Origin of the sequence: Pseudomonas fortuita (genome assembly GCF_026898135.2) — a bacterium.
Lineage (GTDB): Bacteria > Pseudomonadota > Gammaproteobacteria > Pseudomonadales > Pseudomonadaceae > Aquipseudomonas > Aquipseudomonas fortuita.
Window position 1 is genome coordinate 6,274,886 of record NZ_CP114035.2, and the last position, 18,614, is coordinate 6,293,499.

Sequence of the window (18,614 nt, forward strand, 5' to 3'; positions counted from 1 at the left end):
AGGTTACCGGGATGAATTCAGCATTAAGAGGCTTCACCAAACAACCGCTTGGAGGCTGGAAGGCTGATGTAAAAAGTTGTGAATCCCTCCGCTGAAGTACACCAAATTCGTCCGCTGTGAGCCTCGATGATGGAGCGTGTTATCGACAGGCCCAGGCCTGCATTGCTTGGTCCGCCTTCGCGTCTGGCTGGATCAGCCCGATAGAACCGGTCGAAGATCTTGCCAATGTGCTGAGGATCGATGGTTACTCCGCTGTTACGTATGGACAACGTCACGTTTTCACGTGTTTGCTCGATCTGCACTGATATCTCGTTGCCTTCCGGGGTGTAGCGCAACGCGTTCGATAAAAGGTTGGAAAGCGCTCGGTCAATCATCAAGAGATCGCCACGAACCTTGCCACGACCTTGGAGGGTCAGCTGGATGCCTTGATCCTCAGCCAGAAACTGGTAGTACTCGAACAGCTTGGATACGAGTTCGGAGAGCTCCACATCAATCTGCTCAGGCACGATCAGACCGTTATCCGCCTTCGCGAGGAAAAGCATGTCGTCGATCATGCGCGACATGCGCTTGAGGTCTTCAAGGTTCGAATAGAGGTTTTCCTCATAGGCATCCAGGTCACGCTTCTTGGTGAGCACCACTTCGGTATGGGTAAGTAGGTTGCTGACCGGCGTTCTCAACTCATGAGCGATATCGGCAGAGAAGTTGGACAACCGAACGAATGCATCCTCCAACCGTCCCAGCATCCCGTTGAAAGACAGGATGAGCTCCTGAAGCTCTAGCGGTACGGGCTCCAGCGGAATGCGCTCGCGGAGCGATCTTGCCGACATCCCGGTGGCCACTTTGGTGATTTGCCCGACAGGCCGAAGCCCACTCTTGGCAACGACCCAGCCCAAGCCTGCGCTCACAATCGCGCTGATCACCAAGCCGATGCCGAACCACCATTGCAGGGTGACAAAGAAATGCGCGTGAGTGGTGACATCGAGCATCAGCACGGCCGTCACCGGTTCCGTTTCGCCCGCGATGGTCATCTGGGCGGTGATACCGCGGAAGTTCTGCGATTCATCCTGCCACTCCCAGACCGCACCCTGGCGCGCCTGCTCGAACCGCTGAGGAATTTGGGAGGCTTTGGAGTCTGAAAAAAGGGTCGTTCCGTCAGCCTTGGTGATTTTCGCCGAAAGATCCTGATGTGCGCCGAGCAATGCCCGCAGCTGCTGCTCCTGATCGCCGAGCTCGCCTCGCGCTGCTGAAATGGACAGAATATGACGCGTTGACTCCAGCTTTTCGGAGAGCGCCTGCTCATCCAGCATCCGGAAATGGTGCTGGCTGAGCCCGTAGAAAGCCACGCCGGCAACGACCAAGACAGCAGTCACCGCGAACATGAACATCAGGGTCAGTCGCTTGACGAGCGATGATTGCGGGCGCATCACTCTGCCACATCCATCATGTAGCCCATGCCTCGGGCGGTATGGATGAGCTTTGGCGCGAAGTCGTCATCAATCTTGGCCCGCAGTCGGCGAATCGCGACCTCGATCACGTTGGTGTCACTGTCGAAGTTCATGTCCCAGACCTGAGAAGCGATCAGCGACTTGGGGAGCACCTCCCCGCGTCGGCGCATGAGCAGCTCCAAAAGGGCAAACTCCTTGGCAGTAAGGTCGATCCGCTTGCCGTTTCGCGTAGCCCGGCGCTTGAGCAGGTCAACCTCAAGGTCCGCCATCTTCATGGTGGTTTGAGCAGAACCACCGTTGCCTCTGCGCAGCAGTGTGCGGACCCGAGCCAACAGCTCAGAGAACGCAAAGGGCTTCACAAGGTAGTCATCAGCACCCAGCTCCAAGCCTTTAACGCGATCATCTACGCCATCACGGGCCGTGAGAAAGAGGACCGGCACGTCTTTCCCCGCTGCCCGGATCTTGCGCAGGACCTCCCAGCCATCGAGCCCCGGCATCATTACGTCCAAGATCAGCAAGTCATACGCTTCGCTCTGCGCCTGTTGCAGGGCGTCAGTGCCTGTCATCACCCGGTCTACAGTGAAGCCAGCCTCTGTTAGGCCTTGCTGGAGGTAGACACCGGTTTTCGGCTCATCTTCGGCTACGAGTAATTTCATCTGCTCTCATCCACGCGGAGTGCATCTCCAGTTTGCAGGAAAAAAGACGCCCAACCAGAAGCTGACGGAAAAGTAATGTCGCGATCAGTTTTCTGACAGCACCGCGAGGCTAATTTGACCCTGTACCTGACGCCATGAGGCGCAGAACCCACTGAGGATCTCCAGATGAACATGGTCAAAGCAATTGTGGTGGTCGTTACCTTCGGCATGGCAGGCATCGCCCTGGCAGAGGGCGGCGCGGACCGGACCTTTGCGCGGATGGAAGCGGCTCGCCAAAACTCCATGCAGGCCTATCAGGTTGCGCAGCAGGAGAAAGAGCAGCCGCCGGTCGCCGCACAGTCCAGCAAGCATGTCGGCCACGAGAGCTGCTGATCCGAGCTTACAGAAATGTAATCACTCCGGAATCTGAACTATGGCAGTTTCAGACTACGGCCTCTCATCAGCCTCGCGCAGTAGCGAAAGTCTACGAGACTGGTGAGAGCTCCAACGAACCCAAGGGCTGCGCCATCGAGCAGCCTGGATATCAGCGATCTACCTGACTGGACGCAACGGCATGCAAAGCAAAACCACGAGACGATCATTCGTCAAAGGCCTGGCCGCTACCGGACTTCTGGGTGGGCTCGGCATGTGGCGCGCGCCGGTCTGGGCTGTGACCAGCCCTGGCCAACCGAACGTGCTCAGCGGCAATGAATTCGACCTGTATATCGGTGAACTGCCCGTCAACATTACGGGGGCAGCTCGTACGGCCATGGCCATCAACGGCTCCGTGCCTGGGCCGATCCTGCGATGGCGCGAAGGCGACACCGTGACGCTGCGTGTACGCAACCGGTTGAAACAGGACACCTCCATTCACTGGCACGGCATAATCCTGCCCGCCAATATGGACGGTGTGCCGGGCTTGAGCTTTCACGGCATCGCTCCCGATGGCATGTACGAATACAAGTTCAAGGTCCACCAGAACGGCACTTACTGGTATCACAGCCACTCAGGCCTCCAAGAGCAGTCTGGGGTCTATGGCGCACTGGTGATCGATGCTAAGGATCCCGAGCCGTTTGTATATGACCGCGATTACGTCGTCATGCTCAGCGATTGGACGGATGAGGACCCGGCGCGGGTGCTCTCCAAACTCAAGAAGCAGTCCGACTATTACAACTTCCACAAGCGCACGGTCAGCGACTTCGTTGACGACGTGAGCGAGAAAGGCTGGTCGGCCGCTGTAGCGGATCGGAAGATGTGGGCTGAAATGAAGATGAGCCCCACCGACCTCGCAGATGTGAGCGGGTATACCTACACCTACCTCATGAACGGCCAAGCTCCGAACGGCAACTGGACGGGTATCTTCAAGCCCGGCGAGAAGATCCGCCTGCGATTCATCAACGGCTCGGCCATGACCTATTTCGATGTCCGGATTCCTGGGCTCAAGATGACGGTTGTGGCTGCCGACGGCCAGTACGTCAAACCCGTATCGGTCGATGAGTTCCGGATCGCCGTTGCTGAAACCTACGATGTCATCGTCGAGCCTGAAAACGAACAGGCCTATACGATTTTCGCGCAATCCATGGACCGTACCGGGTATTCCCGAGGCACCCTGGCAGTTCGCGAAGGCTTGCAAGCGCCCGTACCGGCGGTAGATCCACGCCCGATCATCGCCATGAGCGATATGGGCATGGACCACGGCAGCATGGGCGGAATGGATCATGGCAGCATGGCTGGCATGGACCAGGGCAGCATGGCCGGCATGGATCACAGCAAGATGGCTGGAATGGACCACGGCAGCATGGCCGGTATGGACCACAGCAAGATGACTGGGATGGGCAATGAAGGCATGGCCGGCATGAGCGGCGCAATGCAAAGCCATCCGGCTTCCGAGACCAACAACCCACTGGTCGATATGCAGACTATGTCGCCAACGCCAAAGCTGAACGATCCGGGAATTGGCCTACGCAACAACGGGCGTCGAGTGCTGACGTACGCCGATCTGCGGAGCACCTTCATCGATCCCGATGGTCGAGAGCCTGGACGGACAATCGAACTGCACCTTACCGGCCACATGGAGAAGTTCGCGTGGTCGTTCGACGGTATCAAATTCTCCGACGCTGAACCGCTGCGGTTGAAATATGGCGAGCGTCTTCGCATCACCTTGGTCAACGACACCATGATGACTCACCCCATCCACCTCCACGGTATGTGGAGTGATCTGGAGGACGAGAACGGCAACTTCATGGTTCGCAAGCACACCATCGACATGCCACCTGGCTCAAAACGAAGCTATCGCGTCACCGCAGATGCCTTGGGACGTTGGGCCTATCACTGTCACCTACTGTTCCACATGGAAATGGGCATGTTCCGAGAAGTACGTGTGGACGAATGAACTGGAGATTTGAGATGAGCAAACCAATGAAACGAAGCGCCTTTTTCCTTTCTGCTGCGATGGTAGGCATTCTGGCTGTTTATGCCCCGTCGTCGTGGTCCAGCGACAATCATGATCAGCATTCCCAGAAAACCACAGAGGCCGGCAAAGCCAAAGGCTCGCAGGACAAGCAGGGCCAGGGGATGAACCATGAAGGCATGGACCATGGTTCCATGGAAGGTATGGACCACGGCTCGATGAAGGGAATGGACCATGGCTCGATGGAAGGCATGGACCACGACAAAATGATGAAATCGCATGGCAGCGACAAAGCTAAGGCAGGGAAAGATGGCCAATAGCCTCGGGCGGCCTTCGCTGCTGGCTCTGACCGTTTCGATCAGCATGCTGGGCGTAACGCCCAGCTTCGCTGCTGAAGAAATGGATCACTCGGGCATGGATCATTCGAAAATGGGGCACGGCTCCATGCAAATGGATGCTGCTCCATCCGAATCGATGCCGGCGATGGATCACAGCAAGATGGGGATGGGCAAACAGCAGAAAAAGCCTGCCCCTGTTGATCACAGCCAGATGGGGCATGCTCAAAGCAAGAGTAAATCCAGCCCGGTGGACCACAACAAGATGGACCACAGCAAAATGAACCATGGAAACATGCAGGGCATGGATCACGGCTCTATGAAGGGCATGGACCATTCCCAGATGAACCATAGCTCAGCGACTTCTCCGACCACGACGAGCCGCACGCCGATTCCAGTGCTCACTGATGCGGATCGCGAGTCGGCCTTTCCGCCCCTGGGTGGCCACCAAGTGCACGACAGCGGAATCAACAGCTTCTTCCTGTTGGACCAGCTCGAATACCAGGACGCCGATGAGGGCAGCACCCTGGCCTGGGACGCATCAGGCTGGATAGGCGGCGACATTAATCGCCTCTGGGTTCGTTCGGAAGGCGAGCGCACCAATGGGGTAACCGAAGATGCTGAGCTGCAACTCCTGTACGGGCGCTCGGTCAGCCCTTGGTGGGATGTGGTCGCCGGGGTCCGCCAGGATTTCAAACCGGAATCCCCACAGACCTGGGCAGCCTTTGGTATTCAGGGCATGGCTCTGTATGACTTCGAGGCCGAAGCCACGGCGTTTATAGGCGAGAACGGTCAGACTGCTGCGCGTCTTGAGGGCGAATACGACATCCTGCTGACCAATCGCTTGATTTTGCAGCCCACGGCCGAGGTCAATTTCTATGGCAAGAACGATCCTGAGCGCGGCGTTGGCTCGGGCCTTGCCAATACCGAAGTCGGGCTGCGCCTACGGTATGAAATTGTCCGCCAGTTTGCTCCATACATAGGCGTTACCTGGAGCCGCTCCTACGGCAACACCGCTGACTTCATCCGAGACGAGGGTGGAGATGTTGATGAGGCACGCTTCGTTGCCGGTATCCGGATGTGGTTCTGAGAATTCCAACATGAAAAAAACAATTACAACGCTGCTTGGGGCCGGTGCTGTCGGAAGTGCTGCGGTATTGGGCACAGCCTATTTCGGTCTGGTGAATGTCGGCGCTGATGATCCTCACTTCCCGGCAGTCCATTCCTTTCTCGCCATGGCTCGTGATCGGTCTATTGAGGTTCGAGCGCGAGACATCGAAGTCCCTGATCTGAAGGAAGCCGCGTTGATCAAAGCGGGGGCGGGCAACTACAACGCCATGTGTATAGGCTGTCACCTTGCCCCTGGCGTTGGGAAGACTGAGCTAAGCCAAGCGCTATACCCGTCGCCACCCGACCTCACCAAGGTGGGTGTCGGAGGCGATCCAGCCGCCGCATTCTGGACAATCAAGCACGGTATCAAAGCCACGGGCATGCCCGCCTGGGGCAAGAGCATGGGCGATGAGTACATCTGGGGAATCGTCGCGTTCCTGGATCAACTGCCCCAGATGAATGCCGAGCAGTACAAGGCCTTGGTGGCCACGAGCGGCGGCCACCAGCACGGCGGCGGTGAAAGCGATATGCACAACCATGAGGGCCAGCACGGCGGGAGCGGTCGTGCCGAGCATGGTGATCACGATGAAGCGGCAGACGACGATCATGCCCAGGCAGCTCACGACCATGGAGCTGCACCCGCAGGCTCCGCTCAAGCGGCAGATCATCACGGTGACCACAATGCGGCCGAGGCCCATTCGGATGCCCACCCGACATCGTCGCCAAAGACGCATGTTCACAAAGACGGTAAGGAGCACACTCATGCCAACTAACCGGATATTCGTTCGGCTAGCCGCTATCGCTGGGCTTCTGGTGACCTCGGCGGCCTATGCTGCCGAGCCATTGTCCATCGACGTTCACCGAGACGCGAACTGCGGTTGCTGCAAGAAGTGGATCGCGCACCTGGAAGCCAATGGTTTCAAAGTGACCGACCATGTTGAGACGGACATGAGCGCAGTGAAACAGAAGCTGGGCGTAGCGCCACGGTTAGCGTCCTGCCACACAGCTGTGATCGACGGAAAGTTTGTTGAAGGTCACGTGCCAGCTGAGCAGATTCGAGAACTCAGGGGGCGGAACGATCTAGTCGGGATCGCCGTACCAGGAATGCCAGCTGGGTCCCCAGGCATGGAGGTTGATGGCGTAAGCCATGCCTACCAAGTCATTGGTTTAATCAAAAGCGGCGAGGACCAAGTAGTCGCCAACTATCCAGCCAAATAACGCACCTACCAGGAGGACGGCGGTAGGCTGACTGCCGTCCCTTATTCCCCCGCTAGAAAGCTTCATCAGCTCAACAGGACGACAGAGAGGGGCTACAAAGGGTAGCTAGTCAGATTCACGGCGCTCGCGGACTGGCTTGAGTACGATATCGCCGTTGATGAGCTCGATGGAGAGTCTGTCGCCCGTCGTGACCCCGAGCTCGCGCAAAATGTCATCGGGTAATTCCACAATCACATCGCCGGAGCCGTCGCCGGGATCTAGGCACTTTACCGTGGTGCGCGCTGATTGAGTCATTGGACTCTCCTGCCTGAGCTACCAGTCCTCATCGTACTCCACCAGTCATGAAAGCCGGTAACCAGGCGATCTATTGCCGGAATTGACGCTTCAACCCGGCGTTTTATCAGAGTAAGTCCTGTCCACTCGCTCAGTGCTCAGTTCTGGCCCCGGCAACCGACTCCAGCGGTCCGGTATTCAAGGATTTTCACGTCTCCGTTGGAATCCTCGTAATTCATCTGTGCCGGCATCACGTCACAGCTCGCCTTGGTCGACGTCATGCTGATCACCTTCGCCACGTCGAGCCGCATCCCGTAGCGATAGTGGATCACCTCCGGTGGGTTCTTTCCCTTGGCAGCGGCATAAGCTCGCATAGCTTGCTCATTGGCCTGAATCATCTTTCCATGCAGACGGTCGGATCCTCCTTCGGCGAGTACGGCTGACGAAGCCACTAGGGCCAGGATAGCGGTGATACTTTTGATGACTTTCATTTCAATCACTCCAATAAACGTGACTGAAGATTAGGGGTTGATCGCTGTCAATTGAGTGATACGGGAATTACAAGGTTGTAAGTCCCGCATGTAAAAAGAGGTAGCGTTGCCTCCTCGCCGCATACCAACCTCGCCCTCAGGCAAGCTACTGGTAGACACCCAAGCGTATACGCTCAAGATAGTCCGCTACGACGCTGAACCCGAGCGACGTGTCGAGCATCTCGAAGGGTACAAACCCCAACAAACGGCCGCACGGCCGACAAAGCCACTGCTCCGCGAGCATCTGAGAGCCAAATACCTTCGATGCAAGCTCCAGTCCTTTCGCATACTGGAACGCCACCGCGCTCTGCTGGGCATCCAGACGATGGGCCTGAGCGGGATGGCTCAGACGGTGAATGCTTCTGGTCGATCTTCCTGTGATTCGCCCGACGAGGTTACGAGCCTTGAACAGGCTCGATGACTCGACCATGCACTTCACGTCGCTGAAAAAGAATCCTGTTTGGACTAGACTCAGGAGCTCCAGCTGGCTCAACCCGTCGGGGTGGGTATGAACCAGGTGGAACGTTGGTGGAAAGGCCTGCGATTCAACAGGTGGGCGAGTGCTTGTAGGATTCACTGCATCGACCTCCTCTTGTGCGTTGGCTGCCAGACTAGCCATTTTGATTCCCAAGCACGTCCGGCGCCCTTCCACCTTCACAATAGCCCAATACGGTCACCAATGTGGATGCGATACCGGTGACTTCTAACTAAAATGGCATACCGCCCGTCTAGCAACGTGTACAAGCACTTCAATTAATGAGAATTTTCGCACCATTACCTGGAGAATATGTCGCATCAGCGCTTAAGCGAGGCAATGAGCTTCTAGGTATTAAATCTCTAAAAACTGAAGATTTCTATATAAAACCGATACCTCGTGTTGGCTTTGGGATTAGTAAAACCTTAAGCACCGTGCAAGCAGAGTGGCGGCCGCATCAAGAATTTTATTACCCAAAACTGCTAGACGACCACAAAATTTCCGAACTAGTCCTAAACGACCACACTTTGTATCCTATGATAGCTGCGCTTGGTCGTCATCGAGCGACCGCAATCGTCACACCAAAGACTTGGCAGAAAGTTTGTCCAGATTGCGTTCTCGAAGACTTGAATAACTGCGGAAGCCCCTATATTCATTGCAGGCACGTGTTGGGTTCCGTACAGGTTTGCAGTACTCATGCTTGCACTCTAATCGAAACATGTCCGGCCTGCTCAATGCCACTGAAAAAGCACGAGATTGGTCACCTAGCCAAGTGCAGCAAGCAGGGCAAATGGTCAAGACGTCAAAAGCGAGAATTCGGATCAACCCGTCATATGTACGCCAAATTTGTCGCAGATCTTCTGGGCTACCGCGGCCCGATGATACATGATGGAACGGCAGACTTTATCGCATATGCAAGCCTCATGATTAATCGCACTAGAGAATTCGAACGCACCGAGCTGGATATGTCCAAACTGATTTACAAAGAAATGGGGATTACGTCGAGACTTACCACGAGCAGTATCTCCACCAGTGACAAATTTCCTATGTATGTATTTTTAGGATGTCACACCGCTGAGAATTATTTAAATTTGCTAGCGAACCAAGATGAGCAAGACCTCCTGCGAGAGAAGAAAAAATCCATATTCAATAAACTCTTGCACGAAGCCAATAGAACTAGTCCATATCGTCACGTATCTGCATGAGGATTTCATCTTCGGATACGCGAGATATCCGTATTCCGGCATAACGGTAGAGAACACTCATGGCACAGTGTTCAGTCAGAGAGTATTCTCGGATTGCCCACCGGATTTTACGCAGCTGGTGGTCATGAGTAGACTCAAGCAAATCCGCCATCAACCTTATGCTCCTCGGAAAATGTTCCGGCATTTTAAGGAAAGCGTGGGCGTTTACCACAAGCCTGCATAGAGCAGCGCGGGTGACCTGCTGAGGCTTTCCGTGTACAGAAAGTAAGATCGCCCTAGCTTTAGCGAGCTCTGACGCAAGGGTGAAGTCCCTGGATTGCCAGTCGATTCGAATCTTTCGATCTCTGAGGTAGGGGTTTGCAGCAACATAGTTGACCAACCATTCCCTGTCGTGGCGGTACAACCACTGATAGCCCGGCTTGTCATGACATTTGGGGTTAGCACTGTTTGCAAAGGCTAACCGGCGGGCTTGGAGGTCATTGTCATCAGTAAGGTTATTCGGCCTATCACGACAGACCATAACACCAGCGGATATATCGGCCTCTGGACAGTAGGTCTTGAGGTGTTCCAGCTCCAGATCGAGGAGCCAGCAGAGGAAATAGAACTTGAAGGGCTGCACGATTCGCTCTCGTCGCCGTATGATCTGCAAAACCCAGTCACAGGACCGAACCATTTCTTCAAACTCGGCAGCGCTAGGACTGCACCGAAGTCGCCTGGTTAAGAACTCTCTCAGCATTCCCTCTCTAATTCGACCAGACCTAATAAAACTCATCTCGTCCAAACGGGTCCTGAAAAAATTTCCAGCCTGGATCGCTTTGATCTCATCGGGGTGGTCGAGCCCCCATAGCTGCATACGGGCAATCGCAATGGCCGCGCTGTGTTCTCCACAGTCCATAACCGGCGTTCCACCTGATTCGCCCGGTAGCAACATGCAACGCCAATCTGCCCCTTTGGGAAATCTCATCGCCTGTAGCACTTCGCTGTGGCGCGGACAGACGCAAATGCCCGAAGCTTGATGAATACGATGCCAGTAGGCTAAGCCGCACTCCAGCATGTCCTGTCCGACGCAGCTCTCGCAATATCTAAACGAGGCGTGTTGGAGGAAACGCGACGCTGTTATGCCCAAGGCCATCTTGAGTCCTGTACCCCGATTACCTCCCATTAGAACAACGGCATCGCGGCCCTTCTGTTCATTCAAAAACGGCAAATAAAGCGGTAAAAGTGTGAAGCGATTGATCAACTCTCCTACGGGAATGGCGCCTCCCAGACGCTCAGACAGAGCCCCTAAGCAGCATGGCAAAATGGAACCACAGGTACGCGAGTAGCTACCGAAGAGCTCGTGGCTTGACACGCGGTATCCTGGATTGGCCGCTAGCTTGTGATAGCGCACGGCCAGGCTGTAGAGCGACTCATCCGGGAACGGCTGGGGGAAGAACAGAAGGTTAGCCACTGCCTTGAGCTCCCGATCCTCATGTCACCAGGAGGAATCCCTATCCACCCAGCCGCGCTGTTCGAGCTGAGCCTGAAGGTCTTCGTCCTTCGAAAAATGCACGTTAGCTAATGCTCCGTCAGCAACCGGGACCACGGTACGACCCGTAGCCTTCGATGCCGATTTATCCTTGGCTTGAGGTGGAGGAGTGATCGCGGCCTGGGTAAGTAGCGAAAGATGAGCTCTGTCGGCCCGGCGAGCCAAGTCGTAGTTCATCATCTGGGCGATCTGGTCTTTTGTAGGCATCATGTCCTCGAAGTCAGCAATCTGAAGAGGATCACCGCTTCGTAGAGCCTCGATGGGCTTGTGTAGAAGCCTCATTTGATTGTCATACACCTGCTGAAGCACCGCTGGCGTAATAGCGTCGAGGCCCTCCCAAATTACATGACGCTGCGCAAGCATAAGCAGTTTCGCTAGGAAATCAGTATTGCCTTGGGCGAGATCATAGATCTTGGACAAGAGCTCCTTCGTCAGGGGGGCGCATGATGCCGTCCAGTCATAGGCCCAGAGTTGGGACACCAAGTGCTCCCAAAACGGATCGTCTTCGCTGAATCGGTCAAAAGCGATGGGTCCCATCCCCGCCGCTCTTCGGGCGTTGCGCAGCACACCAGAAAACAGCGGGAGCATTGCGTTGGTCCCTACATACACCAGCGGAACGCCTGCATCGTTGGATAAAGTTACGAAGAAATTCAGCAACTTTTCCCGATCCTGTCCCCCCCGCGAGGAGCAAAGATGCTGCATTTCATCAATGATCAAAGCACCAATGAAAAAGGTTTTGCACAGCTGACTGATGTGCTGGAGCATTACGCTGATGCTGTTGCCAGAACCGCCCCTGCGCGAGTATTTGTCGACTCCTAACGCAGCATCCAACGCTGAGAAGAATGCTGCACAGAAACCGCGCAACGAGCCGTCATGAGGGCACTCAATCTTTAGCCACACGACCTGGGTTTCGATGAGAATGGCGTCTTTATATCTGCTGTGGCTGATCACCTGCGGATAAAGCCTTGCGATGGAATTGAGCGCTGTGGTCTTACCCATACCACTCAAGCCGATGAGCGTCATCGTCTCAGCGGTGGACATGAATCCGTGGCCCTTGGCCTCCGCTGAGGAAGGCAGCCGATGCCTAACAGATGAGGCCAACAGCGGATTGCGTCCCATATATCCGTAGCGAATCAGCTGGCTGAAAAGGTCTTCAAGGCGCAGGTGAATTTCGAATGGAACAACAACATCTTTCAGCCGGTTGATCCCATGACCGCGAAGCTTCGGTGGCAACGCTCGTTCGGCCTCGTCGGGCTTCGGCGGAAGGTTCCCAACGCGCCTGACCACATCTACATCCGACAGAATTCTAGGCAAGCATTCGATCAGCGGGTTGCCATCGTACTGAGGCATGCCTGTAGGAATGTATTCTGCGGGGGAGAACGTCAAATCGTTCATGTCTCAGCCTCGCTTCCCTCGCTGACGACTAGTTTCAGAAACGCCGCGCTTCTCGCGGAACTGGGCCTGCCGGTGACTAGCTTAGAATTTTCTGCCACAGGAGGTATGTTATCCACAACGCGTAGCTGATTCAGATCAGCGGTATGGGAATCGCGCTCGGTCTGAGCTTCGGTAGCACGCTTGGCACGTTTGTCCCGCTTGAAATCTGCATTCGATTTCGGGTCACCCTGAGCGACACGTTTGGATTTGGCCCGGTCAAAGATTTCCTCTTGCCGCCCCCTTACCAGCGCCGCAGTATTATCACTGTCATAACGGGCATCCGGCGAAACTTGGTTCAGGACATGGATCATATCAAGAACCTCCTCCATACGGAGTCCACCATATTTCTGCCGTTGCTGCGGTACAATAGTTAAAGCCTCAAAACCTGCTTCTGACTTGATCCAACAATTTTCAATAGAGTTAGGATCATAGAATACTCGAACATATTTCGTCCGCAGGTTGTGCGAGCGCTCCAACCACTCCTCGCGTAACGCTGTTTGACATGTATACTGTACGCCTTGGAAAACAATACCGCCTCGACTTATACGACACTGCTGAGAGGGCAATAGAGCGATTTTCAACTCAGCCGGCGATACTACTTTTGAATTTATAGGGCTATTATCCTTCGACCAATTCCAAATCGCTATAGGCGTTGCTTCCACTCCGCCGGCAATCATCTCGCGATTTAAAAGGTGTGGTATCCGCAGGCTCTTATTGTGAGCCAAGACTCCTACAATAACCATTTCGGTGAACTCGTCGATATCCAAAATGGCATCGAGTTGGTAGTCCCTATCGCCGCGCTCCATTTTACGAGCATCCACTCCGCCTGGAACGAACTTCAAGTCGAGGTGTTCATTGATCAGACGGAAACGGCTTTCGATGATCCCTTTCCAATCAGGCCTGAAAGGAGGCAAAATTTGCACCCCAAGCCCCAAGCTTTGGGAGAGCGTTGCCCCCGCCTCGCTTAGAAGTTCAGCCCGGTCAGCCACAATTTCGACTGGCAAATGCGAGCATGGCCAGTCAGCTTCCTCAATGTCTACGTTGTATCGTTTGCAAAACTCAACCTTTGAGGTGCAAGCGTTGTATATCGCGTGTCTAGCCCCATTCCAGCTGGGCCCCTCAAGGCCCACGTGAATTCCTACAATCATTCTGGTGTAGGTATCGACGACTACATAAAGTATCGGACGCCCAATGAGCCACAGCCTATTAACGCGATGCACTAAATAGACATCAGCGATGGTGGAATCTATCTCATATCGCTGCGTCGCGCCTATCAGGCCTTGGGATGCTGAGCCAACGATAGCCCGATGGTCTTTGTTGTACCTGATAGAACCGCCACGCACCTTGAGCTTATACAGGTCATCGAAAAATAATTTACCGTGATATCTAAGCTGTGCAGTAGTCGGGTAACTGCCGCGTACAATATTTCCTTTCGATCCGTCAGGGAGAGTCGCTCTATAAAATTTGTTTAACATCCACTTATGTGCATCTTTCAGGGTGCCACACTTGCCGCTAGCGACTCGCCCGTAAGCCAAACGGATATGAGAGAGATGGCGCTGTTCGAGCGGGATGGCACCACCATCATTGACAACGACACCAAGATACTTACGCGGCCGACCGGGGATAATACCTGAGGACCGATCCTTTTTCTTCCCACGTCCGCCGCAAGCGCTTGTGTTCCAAAGAAACGCGTTAGGTGTCTGACCCATACTCCAATAGCGGTATAGAAGCCGGTATATCTGCTTACGCTCTACCCCTGTCTCTATGGCATGCGTCGCAACAAGCTTCCCAAAACCAGGACCAAGAATATCCAAGGCAGAGCGATCTTCTACTAAACTTCTTATAAGACTCCAATTTCGATTTCGGCTCGCCTTTTCATTTTCACTAATTTCATCGTCGCTTCTGAGCAGATGTAAAGGAACCATTTCTGGACTTAAGACCGCGCGCCCTGAATCAATTTCGTCAATTAAAACTGACTTATCAATCTGCCACGGCTTGCCTGGATTCATATTCAGCTCAATCACGATAACAGTATCATTATTTATGCCTAAGACCCTAACTGCCTTTTTTAGTAAGCTCGGTTCTTCGCCGGGAGAAACAATGCTGTTAATTTGAAAATCAAGCATGATGAGAAACCTCGGTTGGCGGAGACAAAGCCGCTGACCGATGGCTCGGCCATACGTGCAACGGCTGCGACAAGCTTATTATTTTCGAGGTAATATCAGACTCTAAACGGCCGATCCATAGCAGGTGATGGAAGAGCCGCTTCACGCTCATATAGTCAATATAGATATCACGTGACGCCTTTTCCAAAAGAGCTTTTAAGGGTATTTGATCCGTCTTTGACCCCGCGATGTATTCAAGTAAGTTCCCTATATTTTTCTCAGTCGGCAACGAGGGATGGATATTGGCATAAGTCCTGAGAACTCTGAGGTTCGCTAATCTAATCTTCGAGAGGTTTTCGTGCAGGACCAGCTTCCAGTCCACGCCCCTCATTGACCAGTATTTTTCCTCAATAGCGAGCTTTTCAGCTATTCGATTCCGCACATGAAGATCAGCCTGCTCAAATTCCTTTCTATATTTTACTGAGCGAGCAGCTAACCTCGTTTCACCAGAGGGATCCAAGAAGGTGATGAGAAAGTCCGTCGTCATAACGACAGGTATCTGCGTCCCAGGATATACAGGGTGACGACAATTTATGCTTGAGGCAATTGCTTGAGTCTCAGCCTGTGTAAGCAGGGGGTACTGCTCTCGGATATCAATGATCGAGGCGTCGTGCTCAAGTACAGTGAGGTAATCTCGCTCCGCATTGGACAGCAGGTGATGAGTGCGGAAAATCTTAACTCCCGCAATCATATGGGAGACACCCTTTGATTTGATTTCCCACACCTTGATCCATGGTTTATAGGAATCTCTCACTCCACTTCCACGGCCTGATTTAATTTTTTTATCTATTTTTGATTGGGTCATCAGCTGGCGGTGGGCAGCCTTGACCGGAGCTACGGGCGCAGATGCCATGTTCAAGTCGCTCATGATTGGGCGACCCACTCGAACGGAACGAGGCTGGTGTGTCGTGTAAAGAGGACATGCCAGCGAGCGGGCTCAGCCAGGACAACAGTCACAGCGGTGCGTAGAGGATTGTCACCCAAATCTCCAAGGCCTGGCTCCGGCCTGATGTGCGGTCGGGGCCAGCCTTGTGACAACCTTTATTACGTTGTGACAACCTTTATTGTTTTGTGACAACCTTTATTAATCAAAAACATTTTTACCGGTCATGACAGCCTCTTACTCAACAGTCACCGACTTGGCCAGGTTACGCGGCTGATCCACGTCGGTGCCTTTGAGCACGGCCACGTAGTACGACAGCAGTTGCAGTGGAATGGTGTACAGGATCGGCGCCAGCGCATCGGCGATGTGCGGCACCTTGATCACGTGAGTGCCTTCACCATTGGTCATGCCAGCGTGCTCGTCGGCGAACACTACCAACTCGCCACCACGGGCACGCACTTCCTGCAGGTTGGACTTCAGCTTTTCCAGCAGTTCGTTGTTCGGGGCAACGGTAACCACCGGCATGTCGTTATCCACCAATGCCAACGGGCCGTGCTTCAACTCGCCTGCCGGGTACGCTTCAGCGTGGATGTAGGAGATTTCCTTGAGCTTGAGCGCACCTTCCATCGCCACCGGGTACTGTGCACCCCGGCCGAGGAATAAGGTGTGGTGCTTGTCGGCGAACAGCTCGGCGATTTTCTCGACAGTAGCGTCCATGGCCAGGGCTTCACCCAGGCGGGTCGGCAGGCGACGCAGCTCTTCAACCAGCTCGGCTTCGACGCCCTCTTCCAGAGTACCGCGCACTTGGCCCAGGGCCAGGGTCAGCAGCATCAGCGACACCAGCTGAGTGGTGAAGGCTTTGGTCGAGGCCACACCGATTTCCGGGCCGGCCAAGGTCAGCAGAGTCAGGTCCGACTCACGCACCAGCGAGCTGATGCCCACGTTGCAGATTGCCAGGCTGCCGAGGAAGCCCAGCTCCTTGGCGTTACGCAGCGCGGCCAGGGTGTCAGCAGTTTCGCCCGACTGCGAGATGGAGACGAACAGGGTATCCGGCTGCACCACGACCTTGCGGTAACGGAATTCGCTGGCCACTTCCACCTGACACGGGATGCCAGCCAGGCTTTCCAGCCAGTAACGGGCAACCATACCGGCGTGGTAGCTGGTACCACAGGCAACGATCTGCACGTTGCGCACTTTGGCGAACAGTTCGGCGGCCTGCGGGCCGAAGGCCTGTACCAACACGTTGTCCTTGCCCAGGCGGCCTTCCAGGGTGCGCTGGACCACACTTGGCTGCTCGTGGATTTCCTTGAGCATGAAGTGGCGATAGTTGCCTTTGTCGGCAGCTTCAGCACCTTCATGGTACTGCACGGTTTCGCGTTGAACCTTGTTGCCTTGCTGGTCCCAGATGGTGACCTGGTCACGACGGATTTCAGCGATATCGCCTTCCTCCAGGTACATGAAGCGGTCGGTGACTTGGCGCAGCGCCAGCTGGTCGGAGGCCAGGAAGTTCTCGCCCAGGCCCAGGCCGATGACCAGCGGGCTGCCGCTGCGTGCAGCTACCAGGCGGTCAGGCTGCCCGGCGCTGATCAGTGCCAAGCCATAGGCGCCATGCAGGCGTTTCACCGCGGCTTTCAGGGCATCGGCCAGGTCCGGGATGCTCTTCAGGGTGTGGTGGATCAGGTGGACGATGACCTCGGTGTCAGTCTGCGAACTGAAGACGTAGCCCAGGCCTTTCAGCTCTTCGCGCAGCTCTTCGTGGTTTTCGATGATGCCGTTGTGCACCACAGCCACTTCATCGCCCGAGAAGTGCGGGTGGGCGTTGCCTTCGGTCGGCGCACCGTGGGTCGCCCAACGGGTGTGGGCAATACCCAGCTGACCTACCAGCGGGTCAGCGGCGACAGCAGCTTGCAACTCGCTCACCTTGCCGATACGGCGACGGCGCTCAAGTTCACCCGCCTGGGTCAGAACGGCCAGGCCGGCGCTGTCGTACCCACGATACTCAAGACGCTTGAGACCCTCGATCAGGATGGCCGTGATATTGCGCTCGGCGACAGCACCGACGATTCCACACATGGTTTATTTCTCCTGGCTGATCGCGGCGCAGATCAGGTTGATGCCGCGGGCTTGAATGTGTTCGCGTGCCGCGGCGGGCAGGCGTTCATCTGTAATAAGGGTGTGCACGCTGCTCCAGGGCAGCTCAAGGTTAGGGATCTTGCGCCCCACCTTGTCCGACTCGACCATTACGATCACTTCACGGGCGACTTCGGCCATGACCCGGCTCAACCCAAGCAACTCGTTGAAGGTGGTGGTCCCCCGGCCAAGGTCGATGCCGTCCGCACCGATGAACAGTTGGTCGAAATCGTAGGAGCGCAATACCTGCTCGGCGACCTGCCCCTGGAATGATTCAGAATGAGGGTCCCAGGTGCCACCGGTCATCAGCAGCACAGGCTCGTGTTCGAGGTCGCAAATGGCTCGGGCCACGTTCAGCGAATTGGTCATCACCACCAGGCCGGGCTGGCGCCCCAGTTCGGGGATCATGGCTGCCGTGGTGCTGCCGCTGTCGATGATGATGCGCGCATGTTCGCGGATACGCCCGACGGCGGCACGCGCAATGGCCTTCTTGTAGGAAGACACAGGCTGGGCCGGCTCACCGAGCAGTTCTTGCGGCACCGGTACCGCACCGCCATAGCGCCGCAGCAACAGGCCATTGGTTTCGAGGGCAGCGAGGTCTTTGCGAATGGTCACTTCCGAAGTTTCGAAACGCTTGGCCAAGGCGTCCACGCTCACCTCACCCTGTTCGCTGAGCAAAGCCAGGATATTGTGCCGCCGCTGGGGTGTATTTCGTTTCGACATTTGCTCTTAAGTTTCGTTTCGAAAGATAATGGTTGCAATCAAAACCTAACACGCCCGTTTCGTCAAGCAGTTGCTGCCCTGTGGATAGTTTTGTCAGATTTGGCGCGGTCCCACT

General features: G+C 55.1%; 18 protein-coding genes. 7 read left to right on the top strand and 11 right to left on the bottom strand.

Going from position 1 to position 18,614, the window contains the following annotated elements:
* Nucleotides 1-23: 23 nt before the first annotated feature.
* Both OZ911_RS28670 and OZ911_RS28675 read right to left on the bottom strand, forming a co-directional pair.
* The gene (locus tag OZ911_RS28670) at nt 24-1,424 is read right to left on the bottom strand and encodes a heavy metal sensor histidine kinase (RefSeq protein WP_023048570.1); all 1,401 of its coding nucleotides are present in this window, start codon (nt 1,422-1,424) and stop codon (nt 24-26) included.
* Entirely contained in the window at nt 1,424-2,101 is a 678-nt protein-coding gene (locus OZ911_RS28675) for a heavy metal response regulator transcription factor (protein WP_012316925.1), read from the bottom strand. The genes OZ911_RS28670 and OZ911_RS28675 overlap by 1 nt, the downstream gene beginning before the upstream one ends.
* A 165-nt stretch (nt 2,102-2,266) precedes the next feature.
* Between OZ911_RS28675 and OZ911_RS28680 the strand changes: the two genes are divergently transcribed.
* The 6 genes from OZ911_RS28680 (at nt 2,267) to OZ911_RS28705 (ending at nt 7,153) form a co-directional block, all read left to right on the top strand.
* The gene (locus tag OZ911_RS28680; RefSeq protein ID WP_012316926.1) at nt 2,267-2,473 is read left to right on the top strand and encodes a co-regulatory protein PtrA N-terminal domain-containing protein; all 207 of its coding nucleotides are present in this window, start codon (nt 2,267-2,269) and stop codon (nt 2,471-2,473) included.
* Between the two features lie 181 nt (nt 2,474-2,654).
* Nucleotides 2,655-4,472 carry a copper resistance system multicopper oxidase gene (locus OZ911_RS28685; RefSeq protein ID WP_012316927.1) on the top strand — a complete coding sequence of 606 codons (1,818 nt, stop codon included), beginning with the start codon at nt 2,655-2,657 and terminating at the stop codon, nt 4,470-4,472.
* Between the two features lie 14 nt (nt 4,473-4,486).
* The gene (locus OZ911_RS28690) at nt 4,487-4,810 is read left to right on the top strand and encodes a hypothetical protein (protein ID WP_012316928.1); all 324 of its coding nucleotides are present in this window, start codon (nt 4,487-4,489) and stop codon (nt 4,808-4,810) included.
* Complete coding sequence (locus OZ911_RS28695; RefSeq protein ID WP_012316929.1) at nt 4,800-5,915, top strand: copper resistance protein B; 1,116 nt, start codon at nt 4,800-4,802, stop codon at nt 5,913-5,915. Before OZ911_RS28690 ends, OZ911_RS28695 begins: the two co-directional genes overlap by 11 nt.
* A 10-nt stretch (nt 5,916-5,925) precedes the next feature.
* Nucleotides 5,926-6,708 (top strand): c-type cytochrome, encoded by a 783-nt coding sequence (locus tag OZ911_RS28700; protein ID WP_012316930.1) that lies wholly within the window; start codon nt 5,926-5,928, stop codon nt 6,706-6,708.
* Entirely contained in the window at nt 6,698-7,153 is a 456-nt protein-coding gene (locus tag OZ911_RS28705) for a DUF411 domain-containing protein (protein WP_023048571.1), read from the top strand. The genes OZ911_RS28700 and OZ911_RS28705 overlap by 11 nt, the downstream gene beginning before the upstream one ends.
* Before the next feature lie 105 nt (nt 7,154-7,258).
* Here OZ911_RS28705 and OZ911_RS28710 read toward each other — a convergent pair whose 3' ends face one another.
* From OZ911_RS28710 to OZ911_RS28720, 3 genes are all read right to left on the bottom strand, one after another.
* Nucleotides 7,259-7,447 (bottom strand): AbrB/MazE/SpoVT family DNA-binding domain-containing protein, encoded by a 189-nt coding sequence (locus OZ911_RS28710; RefSeq protein WP_016489899.1) that lies wholly within the window; start codon nt 7,445-7,447, stop codon nt 7,259-7,261.
* A 137-nt stretch (nt 7,448-7,584) separates the two neighbouring features.
* Nucleotides 7,585-7,917, bottom strand: coding sequence for a DUF2790 domain-containing protein (locus OZ911_RS28715; RefSeq protein WP_012316932.1), 333 nt, complete (start codon nt 7,915-7,917; stop codon nt 7,585-7,587).
* A gap of 145 nt (nt 7,918-8,062) precedes the next feature.
* Nucleotides 8,063-8,575, bottom strand: a complete 513-nt coding sequence (locus OZ911_RS28720) for an antitoxin Xre/MbcA/ParS toxin-binding domain-containing protein (protein WP_023048572.1) — start codon at nt 8,573-8,575, stop codon at nt 8,063-8,065.
* Nucleotides 8,576-8,712: 137 nt separating this feature from the next.
* Between OZ911_RS28720 and OZ911_RS28725 the strand changes: the two genes are divergently transcribed.
* Entirely contained in the window at nt 8,713-9,636 is a 924-nt protein-coding gene (locus tag OZ911_RS28725; RefSeq protein ID WP_128611062.1) for a TniQ family protein, read from the top strand.
* Here OZ911_RS28725 and OZ911_RS28730 read toward each other — a convergent pair.
* From OZ911_RS28730 to OZ911_RS28755, 6 genes are all read right to left on the bottom strand, one after another.
* Nucleotides 9,608-11,086, bottom strand: coding sequence for a TnsD family Tn7-like transposition protein (locus OZ911_RS28730; RefSeq protein WP_031312166.1), 1,479 nt, complete (start codon nt 11,084-11,086; stop codon nt 9,608-9,610). The genes OZ911_RS28725 and OZ911_RS28730 overlap by 29 nt on opposite strands.
* 24 nt (nt 11,087-11,110) lie before the next feature.
* A complete protein-coding gene (locus tag OZ911_RS28735) occupies nt 11,111-12,559 on the bottom strand; it encodes an ATP-binding protein (RefSeq protein WP_023048574.1) in 1,449 nt (482 codons plus the stop codon).
* Nucleotides 12,556-14,724, bottom strand: coding sequence for a TnsB C-terminal domain-containing protein (locus tag OZ911_RS28740; RefSeq protein ID WP_031312167.1), 2,169 nt, complete (start codon nt 14,722-14,724; stop codon nt 12,556-12,558). Before OZ911_RS28740 ends, OZ911_RS28735 begins: the two co-directional genes overlap by 4 nt.
* Entirely contained in the window at nt 14,717-15,616 is a 900-nt protein-coding gene (locus OZ911_RS28745; protein ID WP_049695266.1) for a TnsA endonuclease N-terminal domain-containing protein, read from the bottom strand. The genes OZ911_RS28740 and OZ911_RS28745 overlap by 8 nt, the downstream gene beginning before the upstream one ends.
* Before the next feature lie 267 nt (nt 15,617-15,883).
* Nucleotides 15,884-17,719, bottom strand: a complete 1,836-nt coding sequence (gene glmS / locus OZ911_RS28750) for a glutamine--fructose-6-phosphate transaminase (isomerizing) (protein ID WP_023048578.1) — start codon at nt 17,717-17,719, stop codon at nt 15,884-15,886.
* 3 nt (nt 17,720-17,722) lie between these two features.
* Nucleotides 17,723-18,499, bottom strand: coding sequence for a DeoR/GlpR family DNA-binding transcription regulator (locus OZ911_RS28755; RefSeq protein WP_023048579.1), 777 nt, complete (start codon nt 18,497-18,499; stop codon nt 17,723-17,725).
* Nucleotides 18,500-18,614: the final 115 nt, after the last annotated feature.

What these genes read in the sequence shown, in the direction of transcription:
- glmS (WP_023048578.1), bottom strand. Translation starts at nt 17,719, where the DNA reads ATGTGTGGAATCGTCGGTGCTGTCGCCGAGCGCAATATCACGGCCATC.
- OZ911_RS28740 (WP_031312167.1), bottom strand. Translation starts at nt 14,724, where the DNA reads ATGCTTGATTTTCAAATTAACAGCATTGTTTCTCCCGGCGAAGAACCG.
- OZ911_RS28695 (WP_012316929.1), top strand. Translation starts at nt 4,800, where the DNA reads ATGGCCAATAGCCTCGGGCGGCCTTCGCTGCTGGCTCTGACCGTTTCG.
- OZ911_RS28725 (WP_128611062.1), top strand. Translation starts at nt 8,713, where the DNA reads ATGAGAATTTTCGCACCATTACCTGGAGAATATGTCGCATCAGCGCTT.
- OZ911_RS28755 (WP_023048579.1), bottom strand. Translation starts at nt 18,499, where the DNA reads ATGTCGAAACGAAATACACCCCAGCGGCGGCACAATATCCTGGCTTTG.
- OZ911_RS28700 (WP_012316930.1), top strand. Translation starts at nt 5,926, where the DNA reads ATGAAAAAAACAATTACAACGCTGCTTGGGGCCGGTGCTGTCGGAAGT.
- OZ911_RS28745 (WP_049695266.1), bottom strand. Translation starts at nt 15,616, where the DNA reads ATGGCATCTGCGCCCGTAGCTCCGGTCAAGGCTGCCCACCGCCAGCTG.
- OZ911_RS28680 (WP_012316926.1), top strand. Translation starts at nt 2,267, where the DNA reads ATGAACATGGTCAAAGCAATTGTGGTGGTCGTTACCTTCGGCATGGCA.
- OZ911_RS28715 (WP_012316932.1), bottom strand. Translation starts at nt 7,917, where the DNA reads ATGAAAGTCATCAAAAGTATCACCGCTATCCTGGCCCTAGTGGCTTCG.
- OZ911_RS28675 (WP_012316925.1), bottom strand. Translation starts at nt 2,101, where the DNA reads ATGAAATTACTCGTAGCCGAAGATGAGCCGAAAACCGGTGTCTACCTC.
- OZ911_RS28735 (WP_023048574.1), bottom strand. Translation starts at nt 12,559, where the DNA reads ATGAACGATTTGACGTTCTCCCCCGCAGAATACATTCCTACAGGCATG.
- OZ911_RS28720 (WP_023048572.1), bottom strand. Translation starts at nt 8,575, where the DNA reads ATGGCTAGTCTGGCAGCCAACGCACAAGAGGAGGTCGATGCAGTGAAT.
- OZ911_RS28690 (WP_012316928.1), top strand. Translation starts at nt 4,487, where the DNA reads ATGAGCAAACCAATGAAACGAAGCGCCTTTTTCCTTTCTGCTGCGATG.
- OZ911_RS28685 (WP_012316927.1), top strand. Translation starts at nt 2,655, where the DNA reads ATGCAAAGCAAAACCACGAGACGATCATTCGTCAAAGGCCTGGCCGCT.
- OZ911_RS28705 (WP_023048571.1), top strand. Translation starts at nt 6,698, where the DNA reads ATGCCAACTAACCGGATATTCGTTCGGCTAGCCGCTATCGCTGGGCTT.
- OZ911_RS28710 (WP_016489899.1), bottom strand. Translation starts at nt 7,447, where the DNA reads ATGACTCAATCAGCGCGCACCACGGTAAAGTGCCTAGATCCCGGCGAC.
- OZ911_RS28670 (WP_023048570.1), bottom strand. Translation starts at nt 1,424, where the DNA reads ATGCGCCCGCAATCATCGCTCGTCAAGCGACTGACCCTGATGTTCATG.